Source organism: Alterinioella sp., assembly GCF_058343375.1.
This window is the reverse complement of sequence record NZ_JBTUJH010000038.1, coordinates 1-17,280: the sequence shown is the minus strand read 5'-3', so window position 1 is coordinate 17,280 and position 17,280 is coordinate 1. Positions and strand designations below refer to the sequence as shown.

18 protein-coding genes and 1 pseudogene are annotated in these 17,280 nt (G+C 63.5%); 10 read left to right on the top strand and 9 right to left on the bottom strand.

Annotated elements, in window-relative coordinates; translation table 11 throughout:
- Positions 1–852: aminotransferase class III-fold pyridoxal phosphate-dependent enzyme (locus ACW8PS_RS06525; RefSeq protein ID WP_491526515.1), on the top strand; the 852-nt coding region annotated here is incomplete at its 5' end.
- A gap of 116 nt (positions 853–968) precedes the next feature.
- Here the strand turns inward: ACW8PS_RS06525 and ACW8PS_RS06520 are convergent.
- Positions 969–1,640, bottom strand: a complete 672-nt coding sequence (locus ACW8PS_RS06520; protein ID WP_491526514.1) for a DUF2161 domain-containing phosphodiesterase — start codon at positions 1,638–1,640, stop codon at positions 969–971.
- A gap of 156 nt (positions 1,641–1,796) precedes the next feature.
- On the opposite strand from ACW8PS_RS06520, the gene rpmB reads away from it, so the two are divergent.
- On the top strand, positions 1,797–2,084 hold the full coding sequence (gene rpmB / locus ACW8PS_RS06515) for a 50S ribosomal protein L28 (RefSeq protein WP_491526513.1): 288 nt from the start codon (positions 1,797–1,799) through the stop codon (positions 2,082–2,084).
- 231 nt (positions 2,085–2,315) lie between these two features.
- Here rpmB and ACW8PS_RS06510 read toward each other — a convergent pair whose 3' ends face one another.
- Entirely contained in the window at positions 2,316–3,005 is a 690-nt protein-coding gene (locus ACW8PS_RS06510) for an NAD-dependent deacylase (RefSeq protein ID WP_491526512.1), read from the bottom strand.
- Positions 3,006–3,062: 57 nt separating this feature from the next.
- Between ACW8PS_RS06510 and ACW8PS_RS06505 the strand changes: the two genes are divergently transcribed.
- On the top strand, positions 3,063–3,497 hold the full coding sequence (locus tag ACW8PS_RS06505; protein WP_491526511.1) for a low molecular weight protein-tyrosine-phosphatase: 435 nt from the start codon (positions 3,063–3,065) through the stop codon (positions 3,495–3,497).
- A gap of 104 nt (positions 3,498–3,601) precedes the next feature.
- Here the strand turns inward: ACW8PS_RS06505 and ACW8PS_RS06500 are convergent, their stop codons facing one another.
- The gene (locus tag ACW8PS_RS06500) at positions 3,602–3,904 is read right to left on the bottom strand and encodes a hypothetical protein (RefSeq protein ID WP_491526510.1); all 303 of its coding nucleotides are present in this window, start codon (positions 3,902–3,904) and stop codon (positions 3,602–3,604) included.
- Positions 3,905–4,029: 125 nt separating this feature from the next.
- Positions 4,030–5,076, bottom strand: coding sequence for a Glu/Leu/Phe/Val family dehydrogenase (locus tag ACW8PS_RS06495; RefSeq protein WP_491526509.1), 1,047 nt, complete (start codon positions 5,074–5,076; stop codon positions 4,030–4,032).
- Positions 5,077–5,205: 129 nt separating this feature from the next.
- On the opposite strand from ACW8PS_RS06495, the gene ACW8PS_RS06490 reads away from it, so the two are divergent.
- The gene (locus tag ACW8PS_RS06490) at positions 5,206–5,655 is read left to right on the top strand and encodes an Lrp/AsnC family transcriptional regulator (protein WP_491526507.1); all 450 of its coding nucleotides are present in this window, start codon (positions 5,206–5,208) and stop codon (positions 5,653–5,655) included.
- 225 nt (positions 5,656–5,880) lie between these two features.
- Here ACW8PS_RS06490 and ACW8PS_RS06485 read toward each other — a convergent pair whose 3' ends face one another.
- On the bottom strand, positions 5,881–6,135 hold the full coding sequence (locus ACW8PS_RS06485) for a ParB N-terminal domain-containing protein (protein WP_491526506.1): 255 nt from the start codon (positions 6,133–6,135) through the stop codon (positions 5,881–5,883).
- 145 nt (positions 6,136–6,280) lie between these two features.
- Here ACW8PS_RS06485 and lepA point away from each other — a divergent pair, with 145 nt between their 5' ends.
- A complete protein-coding gene (gene lepA / locus ACW8PS_RS06480) occupies positions 6,281–8,080 on the top strand; it encodes a translation elongation factor 4 (protein ID WP_491526505.1) in 1,800 nt (599 codons plus the stop codon).
- Positions 8,081–8,303: 223 nt separating this feature from the next.
- Here the strand turns inward: lepA and ACW8PS_RS06475 are convergent.
- A pseudogene (locus ACW8PS_RS06475) lies at positions 8,304–8,500 on the bottom strand (alkylhydroperoxidase); the annotation flags it as partial.
- Between the two features lie 633 nt (positions 8,501–9,133).
- A complete protein-coding gene (rimO, locus tag ACW8PS_RS06470) occupies positions 9,134–10,504 on the bottom strand; it encodes a 30S ribosomal protein S12 methylthiotransferase RimO (RefSeq protein WP_491526504.1) in 1,371 nt (456 codons plus the stop codon).
- Positions 10,505–10,724: 220 nt separating this feature from the next.
- On the opposite strand from rimO, the gene ACW8PS_RS06465 reads away from it, so the two are divergent.
- A complete protein-coding gene (locus tag ACW8PS_RS06465; protein WP_491526503.1) occupies positions 10,725–11,027 on the top strand; it encodes a DUF4389 domain-containing protein in 303 nt (100 codons plus the stop codon).
- A 6-nt stretch (positions 11,028–11,033) separates the two neighbouring features.
- On the opposite strand, the gene ACW8PS_RS06460 is transcribed toward ACW8PS_RS06465, so the two are convergent.
- The gene (locus tag ACW8PS_RS06460) at positions 11,034–11,822 is read right to left on the bottom strand and encodes an SDR family NAD(P)-dependent oxidoreductase (protein WP_491526502.1); all 789 of its coding nucleotides are present in this window, start codon (positions 11,820–11,822) and stop codon (positions 11,034–11,036) included.
- A gap of 105 nt (positions 11,823–11,927) precedes the next feature.
- Here ACW8PS_RS06460 and ACW8PS_RS06455 point away from each other — a divergent pair, with 105 nt between their 5' ends.
- From ACW8PS_RS06455 to ACW8PS_RS06440, 4 genes are all read left to right on the top strand, one after another.
- The gene (locus ACW8PS_RS06455) at positions 11,928–12,491 is read left to right on the top strand and encodes a TetR/AcrR family transcriptional regulator (protein WP_491526501.1); all 564 of its coding nucleotides are present in this window, start codon (positions 11,928–11,930) and stop codon (positions 12,489–12,491) included.
- Between the two features lie 133 nt (positions 12,492–12,624).
- On the top strand, positions 12,625–14,598 hold the full coding sequence (locus ACW8PS_RS06450; protein ID WP_491526500.1) for an AsmA family protein: 1,974 nt from the start codon (positions 12,625–12,627) through the stop codon (positions 14,596–14,598).
- A gap of 2 nt (positions 14,599–14,600) precedes the next feature.
- The gene (locus ACW8PS_RS06445) at positions 14,601–15,095 is read left to right on the top strand and encodes a transglycosylase SLT domain-containing protein (RefSeq protein ID WP_491526498.1); all 495 of its coding nucleotides are present in this window, start codon (positions 14,601–14,603) and stop codon (positions 15,093–15,095) included.
- Between the two features lie 58 nt (positions 15,096–15,153).
- Positions 15,154–17,055, top strand: a complete 1,902-nt coding sequence (locus tag ACW8PS_RS06440) for a hypothetical protein (RefSeq protein WP_491526497.1) — start codon at positions 15,154–15,156, stop codon at positions 17,053–17,055.
- Between the two features lie 80 nt (positions 17,056–17,135).
- On the opposite strand, the gene ACW8PS_RS06435 is transcribed toward ACW8PS_RS06440, so the two are convergent.
- Positions 17,136–17,280, bottom strand: a 145-nt coding sequence (locus ACW8PS_RS06435; RefSeq protein WP_491526516.1) for a GcrA family cell cycle regulator, incomplete at its 5' end; no start/stop codon positions are given.

Here is a 17,280-nt window from a genome sequence, read left to right as displayed (position 1 = left end):
CTGCCGCTGAGCCAGGTAATCCATACCGAGGCCCCCTATTATCTGCGCCGCGCCGATCCCGCGATGAGTGAGGCCGGTTTTGCCGCTGATTGCGCCGAAAAGCTGGAGGCGCTGATCCTCGCGCAAGGGCCCGACACCATTGCCGCCTTCATCGGTGAACCGGTTCTGGGCACCGGTGGCATCGTGCCGCCGCCCGCGGGCTATTGGGCGGCCATTCAGGCGGTGCTGCGCAAATATGACATCCTGCTGATCGCCGATGAGGTGGTGACAGGCTTTGGCCGTCTCGGCACCATGTTCGGGTCGGACCATTACGGGATCGAGGCCGATATCATCACCATCGCCAAGGGCCTGACCTCGGCCTATGCGCCTTTGTCGGGGTCTATCGTGTCGGGCAAGGTCTGGAAGGTGCTGGAGGATGGCACCGATGAAAATGGCCCCATCGGGCATGGCTGGACCTATTCGGCGCATCCCATCGGGGCCGCCGCCGGGGTGGCTAACTTGAAGCTGATCGACAGTCTTGGTTTGGTGGAAAATGCAGGCAAAACCGGGGCTTACCTGTGTAACGCCCTGCGCGACGCGTTGGCCGATCATCCCCATGTGGCGGAAGTGCGTGGCGAAGGCCTGATGGCGGCGGTGGAATTTGCCGAATCGAAGGACCCGCTGAAACTGTTCGATCCGGCCCGCAAGATCGGCCCGGCCATATCGGCGGCGATGGCCGCAGATGACGTGATCGCGCGGGCGATGCCGCAGGGTGACATCATCGGTTTCGCGCCGCCGCTATGCATTACGAAAGATGAGGTTGACCATGTTGTCGCGGTGACCCGCCGCGCGGTCGCATCCGTGCTTGGGTAATCCGGGGCCGGTAACCTTTTCTTAACCTTGCCCGGCCCATGCTGGCCGTGCTTCAGACGATAAAGACCCCAGGCGTCGCGCCCGCCCACATCCCCATGGGCGGGCGCGACGGCGTTTCAGGCAGGCGCGGGCGCGGCAAAACGCGCCAGCCCTTCAACGCCCTTGGGCGTCAGGCAATAGACGCCTTTCTCCACCCGCTCAAACCAGCCATAATGATCGTCGCGCATGATCCGCGTGGCCTGTTCCACCCCCGTCGCCGCCTTGACCGCCGCACCCTTGGCAGGGCCATGTGTCGCCAGATATGCAGCACAGCGCAGCGCGTCCTGCCGGTAGGCGGTGACCAGACCGGCCCGTGTCGCGCCGCCCAGATTGGGGTCACCCACCCGGCGGGCGAATTCGCGCAACAGGCGCTGGCGTTTGGGGCCGGACCGGCGCGGCGCGTAAGGCCCGGGGTCGCAATGGACCTCAACCAGATCATCGCGCAGCCGCACCGTGATCAGCCCAAGCCCCAACCGGCGTGCCAGCGCGGTGTTTTCCTTCAGCGCTTTCTGAAACCCCCTTCCCGTGCCACGCGGCACCGCCAGATAGACCAGATCGGTCAGTCCCAGACGCGCCACGCCCTGATGAAACAGCGCCAGCGCGAAGCGGGTTTTCATCTCGATGATGACCGGCTCCTCGCCCGCTCGGATCGCCACCACATCGGCGGGCCCGACTTCGGATTTGACCTCATATCCCTGCGCCTGCAAAAAGGCGCGGATCGGTTCGTATAGATCGGTTTCCTTGACCATGGCCCAAAGGCTAGAAGCCGGGCCCGCCATTGTCACCCCAAAGCCGATCTTCTGCTTGACACTGGCAGGCCGCCGTCCTATCCACCGGCCAGATTTACGAGGGCGCTGACCCGTCTCAGCGCCCTTCTCCATTTCAAAGATCCGAGGATGAGCCCCATGTCGCGCGTGTGCGAATTGACCGGAAAAGGCCCGATGGTTGGCAACAATGTCAGCCACGCCAAAAACAGAACCCGTCGGCGGTTTTTGCCGAACCTGAACGAAGTGACGCTTGGGTCCGACATCCTTGACCGCCGCTTCAAGCTGCGCATTTGCAATGCCGCGCTGCGCACGGTCGACCATCGTGGCGGTCTCGATGCTTTCATGGTCAAGGCCAAAGATGATGAACTGTCTGACAAGGCGCGGAAAATCAAAAAAGAAATCGCAAAGGCCCAGGCCGAAGCCTAAGCGCTGACACCTGCCTGACGATACCTGATATCGGCCTTCGGAGACTGCTCCGGGGGCCGTTTGTCATTCTGCCGCCTGCCGTTTTTGCCGAGCCGCCCAGGGGCTATGACCGGGCGGAAAACATATCGGCCACAATGCCACCGGCGCGAACCGGCACCCGCAAGGCTGTGGCATAGTCTGGCATGACCTTGCCCGCCGCAATGATTCTCAACCTCGCCGGCTGCGCGCCGTTCACGGCAGCAGCCCGGCCACCCAGTGCGGCACCATGCGCGTGGCCGGGCCCGTGATCACCCGATCGAACAGGCCGGGTATCCGCGACGGTTCCAGATTGATCTCCAACGTCGCCACACCCGCCGCCCGCGCGTCGTCTACAAAACCTGCCGCCGGATAGACCTCGCCCGAACTGCCCACCGAAACGAACAGATCAGCCCGCGCCAGCGCCGCACCGATCTGCTCCATATGATAGGGCATCTCGCCAAACCAGACGATGTCGGGCCGTGTCTCTGGGGCCGCGCAGGCGGGGCAGGGGGCCTCTGCCTCCATCACCCGTGGCGCAGGCCAGCGATGCCCGCAGGCGGCACAAAGCGCGCCCGTCAACTGCCCGTGCATATGCAGCACCGCCCCGCTGCCGGCGCGTTCATGCAGATCATCGACGTTCTGCGTCACAATCAGCACCTCGCCCGGACATGCCGCCTGCAGCCGCGCCAGCGCCAGATGCGCCGCGTTCGGGGCGGCCTCCAGCATATTGGCCCGGCGCGCATTGTAGAAATCATGCACCAATGACGGGTTTCGGACGAAACCTTGCGGTGTCGCGACCTCCTCCAGATCATATTGCGACCACAGCCCGCCCTTGTCGCGGAACGTGCCGAGCCCGCTTTCGGCAGAGATGCCCGCGCCGGTCAAAATCACAATCCGGTTCATATCGGCCCGCCTTTCATGGCATGAGGGGGAATACCCGAACGAAAAAAAGGCCCCATGATGTCCCATTCTATCCTTTGTGTCTGCCTGGGCAATATCTGCCGCTCGCCCACAGGCCAGGGCGCGCTGGAACGCGCCATGCCGGGGGCGGTGATCGACAGTGCCGGCACGTCAAACTGGCATATCGGAAACGCCCCCTATGGCCCGATGCAGATTGCGGCCCGGGCGCAGGGGCTGGATCTTGGCGCTCAGCGGGCCCGGCAGGTATGTGCGCGTGATTTCACCCGGTTTGACCTGATTCTGGCGATGGATGCGCAGAACCTGGCTGATCTGAAGGCGATACAGCCCGAAGGATCGCCCGCCCGGCTGGCGCTGTTTCTGGAGGTGTTGGAGGACGGCCCGCGCGATGTGCCGGACCCCTATTATACCCGTGATTTCGATGGCGTGCTGGCGCTGATCGATCGGGCCGCGCAGGCTTGGGCGGCGCGGCTTTAAAGCCCGTCTCGGAATGCCTGAGACAGGGTGCATCGCCGGGCGCGTTGAAATCCTTGTTTTCAGGCAGCGTCAGGTGATTCAGGTTTTCTGAGAGGTGCTATGGCTCAGCTGCATTGCGATGCGGCCGCTTGCCCGAAATCGGTGTAGCGGTCCCAGAACGCCTCATCGCTGCTGCGATCTGACATGCGCACCTGTTCGGCGCGGTCCGGGTCGCGGAAAAACCGGGCCGCCTGCCGCATTTCGCTGCGCGACAGCGTTGCGCGCGCCACGTTCCCGATGCAGGAACAAAGCCGCGCGTTGGCTGCCGACCGGTCCGAGCCATTGCAGGCACGCTCGATCGGATTTGCCTCAAGCGGTGCCCCGACGATCAGGAAAACTGCCAAGAGAACCGGAAATTTCTTTGTCATGAATGATGCCCCATCTGCCGCTCGCTGCGGGGTTTTCCCCGTCCGATACCGGCAAATTGCACCGCGCGCGCGTCTTGCGCAACGCCCATGTTGCGCAAGGGGGCATTTGGGCGGATCGGCGCGGATCAGGCCGCCCTGACGCGCATCTGTTCCAGCACGGTTTCATCGGCAACCCGGTGCGGGGCAACGCCGCGGGCCGCAGCACCGGACAGGATGGCATCCAGCGTCGCCTCGGCCTGCGCCAGTTTGCGGGCAACAAAGGCCGGGCGGTCGGAAATGCGCAGGATCTCGGTCGCCACATTGATGATGCCACCGGCATTGGCGACGTAATCGGGCGCATAGAGGATACCGCGCGCGTGCAGCCTGTCGCCATCGGCGGGCGTGGCAAGCTGGTTATTGGCACCGCCTGCAACGGCCCGCACATTCAGCCCTGCGATGGTCCCGGCATTCAGGATGCCGCCAATGGCGCAGGGGGCCAGAATATCGGCCTGCGCTGTCAGGATTTCCGCGACCGGCACAATTTCGGCCGCAAAGCGCTGTCCGGCCTCGGCGGCGCGGCCTGCGTCAATATCGGCCACAACCAGCGTGGCACCGGCCCCGCGCAACAGCCCCGCCAGATGCCAGCCGACATGGCCAAGCCCCTGCAGCGCCACGCGGCACCCGGTCAGATCGGCGGTTCCAAAGCGATGCTTGGCGGTGCAGCGAATGGCGTTGAAGATGCCTTGCGCGGTGATCGGCGAGGGGTCACCGCTGGCAAATTCGCCATCTGGCAGCCCGGCCACATAGGGGGTCACCATTGCCAGAACAGCCATATCCTCGGGCGTCATTCCCATGTCTTCCGCCGTCCAGTAGCGCCCTTTCAGCATGTCGATGGCGCGGGCAAATCCGGTCAGCATCGCAGGCGTCTTGCGCGCCGGATCGCCGATGATCACCGCCTTGCCACCGCCCAGAGGCAGCCCCGCCGCCGCGTTCTTGAACGTCATCCCGTGGCTGAGCCGCAGCACATCGTTCAGGGCCGCATCCTCGGTCTCGTATTGCCGCATCCGCAACCCGCCCGCCGCGGGGCCCAATTGGGTCGAATGGATGGCGATGAACCCGATCAGCCCCACGCCCGCATCCGCGATGCGGATGACATGTTCATGGGCCGGGCTGGTGATGGTGGTGATCTGCATGCGGTTCCTCCCCGTAGTCACGGCAGAATACGGCCATGGCTTTGGCGAATGGCGTCAAAGATTGGCTTTGTGGCTGGAGAAAAGAGTGATATTCACCACGCATGGGGCAGATTTAGAGAAAAATACCCAATGGACGCGATTGACCGGAAGATTCTGGGCGTGTTGCAGCGCGATGGCCGCCTGGCGGTGACCGATCTGGCCGAAAAGGTCGGTCTGTCGCCAACCCCCTGCGCCCGGCGCATGGCCCGGCTGGAGGCGGACGGCATCATCACCGGCTATGGCGCACGGGTGGATCCGGCGAAACTGGGCTTGCCGCTGACGGTGTTTGTCTTTGTGGAGCTGGAACGCCAGTCCCATGCCACGCTGGCCGGGTTCGAGCGCGCCATCCGCCATTTCCCGGAAGTGGCCGAATGCCACCTGATGACCGGATCGCGCGATATCCTGCTGAAAGTGCTGGCCGCCGATCTGGCCGCGTTTGACCGGTTTCTGGAGGACCGTCTGGTCCATATCGAGGGCATCCGGTCTACCCGCACCAGCTTCAGCCTGCGCACCATGGTCGCGCGTGAGGTTGCGCCTTGAAGCGTATTGCGTTTGATGATGCCCTGTTCCGGGTGAAATGCAAAACGCTGCAAGCGGTCCATCCGGGATGGAACAGCTATCCAGTCGGTCGTTCGGGGTGCCGTTTCAGCGGGGTGGATATGAACATGCGCGCGGCCCCTCCAGGCATGTATTCAAATCCAGGCAGGGGCCGCCCGCCCGGATTGCAGGCGCATCTGTCGGGCCGAATTCACGCCGCCGCCCAGATCAATGCAGCCGGGCATGCGCGATGAACCCTTCCACCGTGGTTTCGCCAAGCGCGCGCAGCGCCTCCAGCCGGTGCGCGCCTTCCAGCAGCACATAGCGCCCCTTGCCCGCGCGCACCCGGATCGGAACCAATTGGCCGTTCTCCAGGATATCCTCGGCCAGCGCCTCGACCCTGGCCGGATCCACTGTCTTGGCGCGTTTGGCGGGCACGTAGATTTTCGCGATGGGCAGGGCCAGTTTTTCCAGCATTTGCATGTCCTATTCCGTGGGTTGCCACCACGCTATCACAGCCGTTTCAAAATGCCTGCGGTTTGTGGCCGCGCCGCCCGATTTTGCCTTATGCGGCCCGCCCCGGGCACCGCCCATTGACCAGCCCCGGATTCCACCGCATATCCCCACCATGACTGACCTTGATCTCATCCGCAATTTCTCCATCGTGGCCCATATTGACCACGGTAAATCCACCCTTGCCGACCGGCTGATCCAGTCCACCGGCACAGTGGCTGATCGCGACATGCAGGAACAGTTGCTTGACAGCATGGATATCGAGCGTGAACGCGGCATCACCATCAAAGCCAATACCGTGCGCATCGAATACCCGGCCAAGGATGGAAATACCTATATCCTCAACCTGATCGACACCCCCGGCCATGTCGATTTCGCCTATGAGGTCAGCCGCTCGATGCGTGCCGTCGAAGGCTCGCTTCTGGTGGTCGATGCTTCGCAAGGGGTTGAGGCGCAGACGCTGGCCAATGTCTATCAGGCGATTGACGCCGATCATGAGATCGTGCCGGTGCTGAACAAGGTCGATCTGCCGGCGGCCGAGCCCGAGCGTGTCGCCGAACAGATCGAGGATGTGATCGGCATCGATGCCAGCGATGCCGTGCTGATTTCGGCCAAGACCGGCCTCGGCATTCCCGAAGTGCTGGAAGCCATCGTCACCCGGCTGCCCGCCCCCAAGGGCGACCGCGACGCCCCGCTCAAGGCGATGCTGGTCGACAGCTATTATGATGCCTATCTGGGTGTCGTCGTCATCATCCGCGTCATTGACGGCGTGATCAGACGCGGCGACCGGATCAGGATGATGCGCACCGGCGGGCAATACCCGGTTGACCGGCTTGGCGTGTTTCGGCCCAAAATGACCAATATTGCGGAACTTGGCCCCGGCGAGATCGGCTTTCTCACGGCCTCCATCAAACAGGTCCGCGACACCCGCGTCGGCGACACCATCACCCATGAGAAGAGGAGCGCGGACAAGGCCCTGCCGGGCTTCAAGCCGTCGCAGCCGGTGGTGTTCTGCGGCCTCTTTCCTGTCGATAGCGCCGAGTTTGAAGACCTGCGCGACGCGATCGAGAAACTGGCCCTGAACGACGCCTCGTTCAGTTCCGAGATGGAAACATCAGCCGCCCTTGGCTTCGGCTTTCGCTGTGGTTTTCTGGGGCTGCTGCATCTGGAGGTGATCCGCGACCGGATCGAGCGCGAATATGACATTGACCTGATCACCACCGCGCCCTCCGTCATCTACCACATCTACCTGCGCGACGGCACCAAGGTCGACCTGCACAACCCCGCCGACATGCCCGACATGGCGACCGTCGATCATGTCGAGGAGCCGCGCATCAAGGCCACCATTCTGGTGCCCGATGAATACTTGGGCGATGTGCTGAAGCTCTGTCAGGACCGGCGCGGCATTCAGGTAGACCTGACCTATGCCGGCCAACGCGCCATGGTGGTCTACGATCTGCCGCTGAATGAGGTCGTGTTCGATTTCTACGACCGGCTGAAATCGGTGACCAAGGGCTATGCGTCGTTTGACTACCAGATGATCGGCTACCGCGAGGATTTTCTGGTCAAGATGCAGGTGCTGGTCAATGATGAACCGGTTGATGCGCTGTCGATGATGGTGCACCGCGACCGGGCCGAGGCGCGCGGCCGCGCCATGGTGGAAAAACTCAAGGAACTGATCCCGCGCCACATGTTCAAGATCCCGATCCAGGCAGCGATCGGCGGCCGGGTCATCGCGCGCGAGACCCTGTCGGCCATGCGCAAGGACGTGACCGCGAAATGCTATGGCGGTGATGCCAGCCGGAAGCGGAAACTGCTGGACAAGCAGAAAAAGGGCAAGAAGAAGATGCGCCAGTTCGGCAAGGTAGAGATCCCGCAATCGGCGTTTATTTCTGCGTTGAAGATGGATGGGTGATAACGCCCATATCGCACTTGGGCATGGTCACCAATTGTTCCATCCCCGCAGATAAAGCACGTCCTGGAATAGCTGAGACAGGGTGCACCCCTTGCCGCGTTGAAATCTTTGATTTCAGGCAGCGTGAAGGGATGCAGGTTTTCCGAGACGTGCTGTAATATGGCTGTTTCCTTCCATTCCAACGCATGGATCGCACCATCAAACCGAGGGATCAAACCCCTGGCCCGGCGAAGGGGTGATCGACGCAACAGGCGCAACCGTTCAGGTGACTGACCCAGGTGCCGATTGTCTCCAGCAGCCATTTTGGCACCATGTTCGCAGAGTGATGCAGAACGTTTTGTAGATCGCCATATGCGCCTCCATTGTATGGGGGCGCAGGGAATGGAGTATCATGATGTTGTCGATATTGTTGTCGGGGCCTTCTTTGGTTTGGAGAACAGGGCCTTGGAATTGGCGCGGCAATCAAGGCCGAGAGGCCGCCGCGCCATCGCCAGCATTGACCCGGCAGGCGATTTTCCTTGGGGAAATCTGCCGAGAGGGGCCGCCCGCAAGGGCTGGCGAACTGGCGGGCTGGCGTTGCGCTATGAGTGGAGCGCCCCGGCGCGGGAATCAAGGCCGTCAGGCCGCCCGCGCCATCGCCAGACCGCCCGCAAGGGCTGGCGATTTGATGGAATTGTGCTGTCGCATTGGGCGGGGAGGGGCTTGGTAGGGATAAAGTGCTTCGTTCTGAGGCCCGGATCGCCACCCCGCGGTCTGGCGATGGCGCGCGCACCGTGCTGGCTTGAATTGCGGCCCGGATCTTTGGCGTCGTCGTGGCTTGCTTATGAAAAGGTATCGGCATGGTCGCGCTCCGTCCCGAATGTCCCTGAGAACTGATCGTGCCATGAACAGGGCCGAACGCCGAGGGCTTATGTGATCATCCGGGATGGAACAGCTATGCAATATTGTTCCGCGTCTCGTGATTTTCGGAAAAGGCTCCACCGGAGCATTTCCCAATTCGACCAGGTCCGGGGCTCCGCCCGCGTTTGCCGGTAATCTTCCACTGGAAGATTACTATTTCGGCAAACGCCCCCACAAATCATACTCACTCGCCTCATCCACCTCAACGCTCACGATATCCCCGGCCGCCAACCCCTCAAACCCCTGATCAATAAACAAATTTCCGTCGATCTCAGGCGCGTCCGCCATTGTCCGGCAGGTGGCACCTTCGGCGTCCAGCTCATCGACGATGACCTCCAGACGGGTGCCGATTTTGGCCGCCAGCTTGGCCTCGGAAATGGCCTGTGATTTTTCCATGAAGCGGTGGTAGCGTTCGGCCTTGACCTCATCATCCACATGGTCCGGCAGCGCGTTTGACCGCGCCCCGGCGACGTTTTCATATTGAAAGCAGCCGACGCGGTCCAGTTGCGCCTCATCGAGCCAATCCAGCAGGGTCTGGAACTCGGCCTCGGTCTCGCCGGGATAGCCGACGATGAAGGTGCTGCGCAGGGTGATATCGGGGCAGATCGCGCGCCAGGCGGTGATTTCATCCAGCGTTTTGGCGGCGGCGGCGGGGCGGGCCATGCGTTTCAGCACATCGGGGTGGGCGTGCTGGAACGGGATATCGAGATAGGGCAGCACACCGTTCGCGGGGTCCGCCATCAGCGGGATCAGGTCGCGCACGAACGGGTAGGGATAGACGTAATGCAGCCGCACCCAGGCCCCCAGGCTGCCCAGATCGCGGGCCAGCGGCAGGATGGGGAATTTATCGTCGCGCGCCTTCCAGTCAGTGCCATAGGCAGACGTGTCCTGGGAAATCACCAGCAATTCCTTCACCCCCGCCGCGACCAGCTTTTCGGCCTCGCGCAGCACGGCGCGCGCGGGGCGGGACGCAAGCCTGCCGCGCATGTCGGGGATGATGCAGAACTTGCATTTGTGGTTACAGCCCTCGGAGATCTTGAGATAGCTGTAATGGCGCGGCGTCAGCGATACGCCGGTGGCCGGCAGCAGGTCGATGTAAGGGTCGGGGGCGGGCGGCACGGCTTTGTGGACGGCATCGAGCACGCGTTCATATTGCTGCGGGCCGGTGACGGCGAGAACGGAGGGATGGGTGCCGGTGATGGCCTCGGGCACGGCCCCCAGACAGCCGGTGACGATGACCTTGCCGTTTTCGCGCAGGGCCTCGCCGATGGCCTCCAGGCTTTCCATCTTGGCGGAATCGAGAAAGCCGCAGGTGTTGACGATGACCGCCTCGGCCCCGGCGTAATCGGGGCTGATCGCGTAGCCCTCGGCGCGCAGGCGGGTCAGGATGCGTTCGCTGTCAACAAGCGCCTTGGGGCAGCCCAATGAGACCATGCCGATGGTGGGCTGGCCGGGGCGGGGGGTGTCCGTCAGGCGCGCTTTGGGGGCGAGATCGGGGCGGAGGCTGGGTGGGTTCTGGCTCATGGTTTGCCTATAGGGCAGAGCGGGCGGACGGGGAAGGGGGGCGCATGATCTGCGCCGCGCTGGCGGAGCAGAGATATGGCGCGCAGTTTGGTCAGAAAGGAAATGAGATGATCCGTGATCCGGGTTTTCAATGCGGGGCGACCGGGCGGCGCGGGATTGTGCGGTGCCCGGTGTCCCCTATGTGATAGGCAGGGATCATGGCAACCAGCAGGGAATGGCAATGAACGAGCGGGAAGAGGACAGGATTTCGGGCCGGATACATGGCGAGCAGTTCGAGGCCGAGGCCGATGGCATCTGGATGCGGCTGCTGTATATGCTGATCATCGCGGTGATGATCTCGGTCGCGCAGACGGTGCTGGGGGTGGCGACGGTGATCCAGTTTATCATTTTGCTGATCAACAAGGAACCGAACCCGCGCCTGGCGGAGTTCGGCACCGATCTGGGCATCTGGATTGCCAAGGCGGCACGCTATCAGACGGCGGCGAGCCAGGTGAAGCCCTGGCCCTGGACCGAGCTGGATTGACGGGTTTCAGCCGGTTTTCGATTGCAGGTCATGGACCATTTTCAGCACCATGCGATAGGGCGCGAAGGGGATCAGCCATTGCAGTTGGATCCGGCGCTTGGCCTCGTTGATCACCCGCAATTTACCCTTGAGCATGGCGTCATAGCCGATCTGGGCGACATCGGCGGGCAGGGCAGCATAGGTGGCGGGGCTGGCCAACGACGTGCCGGTCAGATCGGCGGCGGCGACAAAGCCGGTATCGACAAGGCCCGGCTCCAGCGCGGTGCAGGTGACGCCTGTCGCGCGCAATTCCTGATCCAGCGCCATCGAGAATGAGCTGACAAAGGCCTTGGTGGCGTAATAGGTGGCCTGTAGCGGGCCCGGAATATAGGCAGCGGTGGAGCTGACCTGAAGGATCTTGCCGCGCCCGCGCGTGGCCATGGCGCGCGCCGCATGGTGGCTGAGCGTGACCAACGCCTTGATGTTGAGGTCGATCATCGCCAGATCCTGGGCCAGATCGCGGTCAATGAAACGGCCCTGGCCGCCGAAGCCGGCATTGTTGATCAGGATATCGACCGGCGCGCCCAGTGCCTCGACCTGTTGCCACAGCGCATCGGCCCCGCCCGGCGCGCCCAGATCGAGCGCGATGGCGTGCACGGTGACGGTATGGGCGGCCTCCAGTTCGGCCTTGAGCGCCTGCAATTCGGCGTCGCGGCGGGCGGTGATGATCAGATCTCCGCCACGGGCGGCATGAATGCGGGCAAATTCGCGGCCGAGGCCAGAGGACGCACCGGTGATCAGGGCAGTATCGGCCATTGGGGGTTTCCTTTGTCAACAATTGTTGACGTGCAGATAGGGCACCGGCCCGGCTCTGTCAACGCGCGTTGACAAAATAGTCATGCGGGGCCATAGATCGGTGCCATGGGAAAGGCAGACACAACCCGGGAAAAGCTGCTGGTGGCAGCGCGCCAGACGATGTGGCGGCGCGGCTATGGCAATGTCGGTCTGCGCGCGATTGCCGGGGCGGCGGGTGTCGATGTGGCGCTGGTTTCGCGCTATTTTGGCGGCAAGCGGGGGCTGTTCGAGGCCACGCTGGACGGGGCGTTCGATCTGGACGGGTTGTTTGGCGACCCCGGCGGCGACCTGGTCGAGACTATTGCGCGCGCCATATCACTGCCGGTGTCGGGCGCTATCGCGCCCGATCCGCTGCGTCTGTTGATCATGAACGCCAATGATGCCGAAGTTGGCGCGATGCTGCGCGCCGCCTTTGAGGCCCAGTTCCTGGCCCGGTTTCGGGCCAGGCTGGAGGGGCCGGAGGCCGGTGCGCGGGCGGCGTTGTTTACTGCCGTGCTGCTGGGTCTGGTTCTGGCGCGCAAATGCCTGGGCCTGCCGGGCATGGCTGATGCTGATCCTGAGGAGATCTTGCGCCAGAACAGATATGCGTTGACGGTGGCTTTGGCCTATCCGGGGGCCGGGCAGGGTTGAGCGCGGCGGCCCCGGGCCCGCTTGCGCATCAGGGTGGATGGTTGCCCGTGGCCGAGCAAACCGATTTGGGGGCTGTTTCCGGGGGCCGGTTTCGCGCTAGGATTCAACTCAAGGCAGGCAAGGAGTGCACAAAATGCGCTGGATATTTCGAATTATAGGCGTGCTGGTATTGCTGGTTGTGCTGGCTATTGGTGCCCTGTTTCTGATCCCGGCGGAACGTATCGCGGCACTGGCGGGCGATCAGTTTGAACGCGCCACGGGGCGGTCTTTGGTGATCTCGGGCGATGTCAGCCCGTCGATCTGGCCCAGCCTTGGGGTGCGCGCCGAAGGCGTCGAGATCGGCAATCCGGTCTGGGTCAGTGATGGCCCGATGCTGCGCGCGGAAAGGCTGCGCGTCGGCATTGGGCTGAGCGCGCTGTGGGGTGGCCCCATTCAGGTGCAGCGCTTTGAACTGGTCAATGCCGAAATTCTGCTGGTGCAGGCGGCTGATGGTGCGGTGAGCTGGGATTTTTCGGGCACCGGGGCCCATGCCGAAGCGGGCGCGACTGATGCCGATAGCGGGGGCGGCAGCGGATTGGAAAATTTCAGCCTCGATATTGCCGAGATCCGCAATGGCGCGCTGACGTTCCGCGATGAGGCTGCGGGCACCGAAATATCGGTCAGCGGCATCGACCTGACGCTGCGCCTGCCCTCGGCGGCGGGCCGGGCCTCGCTGGAGGGGCGGGCCACGATGAACGGGGCCGAGATCAATATCGAAGGGGCCATCGAGGGCGTCGGGCCGTTGATCGAGGGCGAAATTCGCCCGGTCACGCTGGCGGCAAGCTGGGATGGCGGCGAGGCCGGGTTTGACGGTCGGGTCGGGCTGGCCCCGCTGGGCATTGACGGCACGATGGCACTGGATGCCACCGATCTGGACCCGATCATGGCGCTGGCCGGGCAACCGGCGCTGGAATTGCCGCGCGGGCTGGGCCGCGACCGGATTGCGGTGGATGCGACGGTGACGCTGGCCTCCGAAGGCTCGGTGCATCTGCGCGCGGCGCGGTTCGTGCTGGATGACAATGAATTGACCGGGGATGTGGATATTCTGCCGGGCGATGAGCGGCCGATGATCCGCTTTCGGTTGCAGGGCGGCGCGCTGGATTTGAGCGGGTTGAGCGAAGCGGAGGATGGCGCACAGACCGGTGAGGCCGGGGTCGGCGGCTGGTCGCGCGACGCCATTGATGTGAGCGGGCTTTTTGGTGCGGATGCCGAGGTGGCGCTGGTGCTGGAGGGGCTGGATCTGGGGCTGGCCATGCTGGATGGCGTCGATCTGCGGGCCAATCTGGATGCCGGGCGGCTGGTGCTGGAGCTGCGCCAGATCGCGGCCTATGGTGGCAGTCTGAGCGGGCAATATGTGGTCAATGGGCGTGGCGGGCTGTCGATGGCTGCCGACATTACCATGCGTGACATGCAATTGGCCCCTTTGTTGATGGAATTTGCCGGTTATGAGCGGCTGGAAGGCACTGGCAGCGGCGCGGTGAATTTTCTGATGGTCGGCAATGATATGGACAGTCTGATGAGATCGCTTTCGGGCGCGGGCAATCTGGAATTTGGTCAGGGGGCGATTCTGGGCCTCGACATCTGGGGCATGATCCGCAACCTCGATACCTCCTATCAGGGCGAGGGATCGCGCACCGTTTATGACAGCATCACCGCCAGTTTCACGATTGCAGATGGCGTGCTGAGCAATGATGATTTCCTGATGGACAGCTCGGTCGGCCGGGTCGCGGGTATTGGCACCGTGGGCATCGGCGCACAGGTGCTGGATTACACCGTGACGCCCGAGGTGCTGGCCGGTGAGGCGGGCGGGCTGCGGGTGCCGTTGCGGATTTCGGGGGCCTGGAGCGATCCGAATTACAGCCTGGATCTGGAGGCGCTGGCCGGTCAGGAACTGGAAGGCCAGATCGACGCGCTGGAGGAACAGGCGACCGAAGCGGTGCAGGGCGCGGTGTCGGGCGCTTTGGGGGTCGAGGTGGATACCGCCGCGGAGGCCGCGGATGCGCTGGAGGACCGCCTGCGCCAAGAGGCTGCGGATCAGTTGCAGCGCCTGTTGGGCGGGGGAGATTGAGGATGCGGGTGATCCTGATGCTGGTGGCGCTGCTGGGGTTGGTGGCGTGTGGCGGGGCTGCCGGAACCACGCGGGGGGCGGGCGTGCCCGCCGGTGAGCCACCGCTTTACCCCAATGAGACGCCCGAGCTGCGCGCGTTGATCAATGAATATGCCGCGCTCTATGATGTTCCGGCGGCGTTGATCCACCAATCCATTGACCGCGAGAGCGACTATCGCGCCGATGCCCGCGCCGGGCCCTATTACGGGCTGATGCAGATATTGCCGGAAACGGCGCGCAATATGGGGTTTCGCGGCGCCCCGTCGGAGCTGCTGGATGCGGAGACCAATCTGCGTTGGGCGGTGAAATATCTGCGCGGGGCGTGGCTGCTGTCGGATGGCGATTTTGACACTGCGATTGGCTGGTATGCGCGCGGCTATTACTACGAGGCGCGCGATCGCTGCATGTTGGTGGAAACGGGGTTGCGCGAGCGCGAGGTGCGGCGGTCTTGCGGCTGAGCTGGCAGGGCGCGGCTGATCCTTGCCATTGGCCCCGGCGAGGGGCAGGGTGGCTGCCATGACCCGGACCAAAATTCACCGCCCCGAGATTCAGGACATCAAAGGCGATGCGGAATGGAGCGCGCTTGAGGCAAACCTGCTGGTGGAGTGCAGGCTGGGGCGCATGGCCTATCTGCCGGGCAAGGTGGACCGGCCCGATGATTGCGGCGATCCTGAGCGACGGGTGCGGGCGGGGCTGATCCGTTACCTGCTGCTTGGCGGCTGCGACGGGGATGATGGCGCGCGCCCGCACCCCAGAGGCGTGCAAATCGCTGGCGGCTGGATCGACGGGGTGCTGGATTTTGCGGGCTGCCGCAGTGAGGTTGGTCTGAGCCTTGAAAATTGCCTGCTGCCGCATTGCCCCGTTTTGGTGGATGCAGAGTTGCACGCGCTTTACCTGCCGGGATGTCACCTGCCGATGGGGGCCATTCTGCACCGCCTGACAACGGGTGCAAATGTGCATTTGGGGGCCGGGTTTTGCGCCGATGCCATGGTTGATCTGGGCGGTGCCAGGATCGGCGGCCAGTTAAGCTGTGATGGCGGTAAATTTTTGGCCAATGGCGAGTGCGCGCTCAATTGCGAAGCGGCGCGGATCGGGGCGGATGTTTTTTTGGGCAAGGGTTTCCGGGCCATGGCGGAGGTGGATTTTAGACGGGCGGAGATCGGCGGTCAGTTGGCTTGTGATGGCGGTAAATTTTTGGCCAATGGCGGGTGCGCGCTCAACTGCGACGCGGCGCGGATCAGGGCGGATGTGTTTTTGCGCGCGGGGTTTCGGGCCAGGGCGGAGGTGAATTTTATTCGGGCGGAGATCGGCGGACGGTTGGATTGTAGCGGCGGTGAGTTTCTGGCCGAGAGCGCGCGCGCGCTTACCTGCCAGGCGGCGCGGATCGGGGCGGATGTGTTTTTGCGCGATGGGTTTCGGGCCATGGCGGCGGTGAATTTTGTGCGGGTGGACGTAAAGGGTAACCTCCTCATTCAGCAAGCCACACTGACAACGGGGTTTGATGGGGAGGCGATGCGGGTCGGGCAGGGGTTTTTCTGGCAGCAGGTGACCGGGGGTCGGCAAGGGGTCGATCTGACCGAAGCGCGGGTCGGGTCGTTGCGCGATGACTGGGCAAGCTGGGAAGGGGTAGGCACTCTGATCCTTGACGGGTTTCGCTATGAGCGGCTGGAAATGTCGATGCCGGTGACGCGGCGGCTGGACTGGCTGGGGAAAAACCGGCGGGCAGTGATTGCTGGTGTTGTGAACGACAAGGGCGGCGAGGTCTGGCGTGATTTCGACCCGCAGCCGCATGTTCAACTGGCCAATATTTTACGCGCCCAAGGGCATCGAAACGGGGCTGCGCGCGTGCTGATGGACCGGGAGGTGAAACAAAGCCAAGCCGAACGCTGGCGTGCCCTGGCGCGGCTTCAGGAGCGCAAATCGCCGGTTTGGCCGAGCTTTCCGGAAGAGTTTCAGGCCGGGTTCGGGCACCTGTTTCGCTATATGTTCGGCTATGGGCATCAGCCGATGCGGGCGTTGTGGTGGGTTCTGGGGTTTGTCCTCTTTGGGGCGGGGCTGTATGGCGCGGCCTATGATGCCGGGCAGATGGCACCAAATTCAGATGTCGTGCTGACCTCAGTCGATTGGCTTGCGGCGGTTGCGGCTTATGAGGCCGGGGCAGGGCCATTGCCGCAGATCGCCTGGGTCTCACTGGACAGCACCCAGGATTACGAGAGTTTCAACCGCTTGATCTATGGGCTGGATCTGTTTGTGCCGCTGGATGCGCTGGGGCAGGAAAATGCCTGGGCACCGTCACCGGCGCGGGGCAATTGGGGCCTTGTCGGGTTCTATCTGCGGCCGGTCATTCAGGCTGCGGGCTGGATCATGACCGCCCTGGGGGCGGCGGTGCTGACCGGATTGGTCGGACGGCGCGATTGAGGCCGGCGCGCGGGCGCTGTTTGCTGGCGCAAAGGCACCCCGCCCGCCGTCCCACGGGGGGGGGGAATCGCCCGGCGGGTTCAGCGCCGCCGGTCGCGGCGGCTGCTCATGGGTTGAAACGCGACGCCGACATGGGCTTCGCAATAGGGTTTGCCCTGTTGCACCGGCAGGCCGCAGAAATAGAAATCATCGGTGGCGGGATCGCCGATTGGCCATTTGCAGACC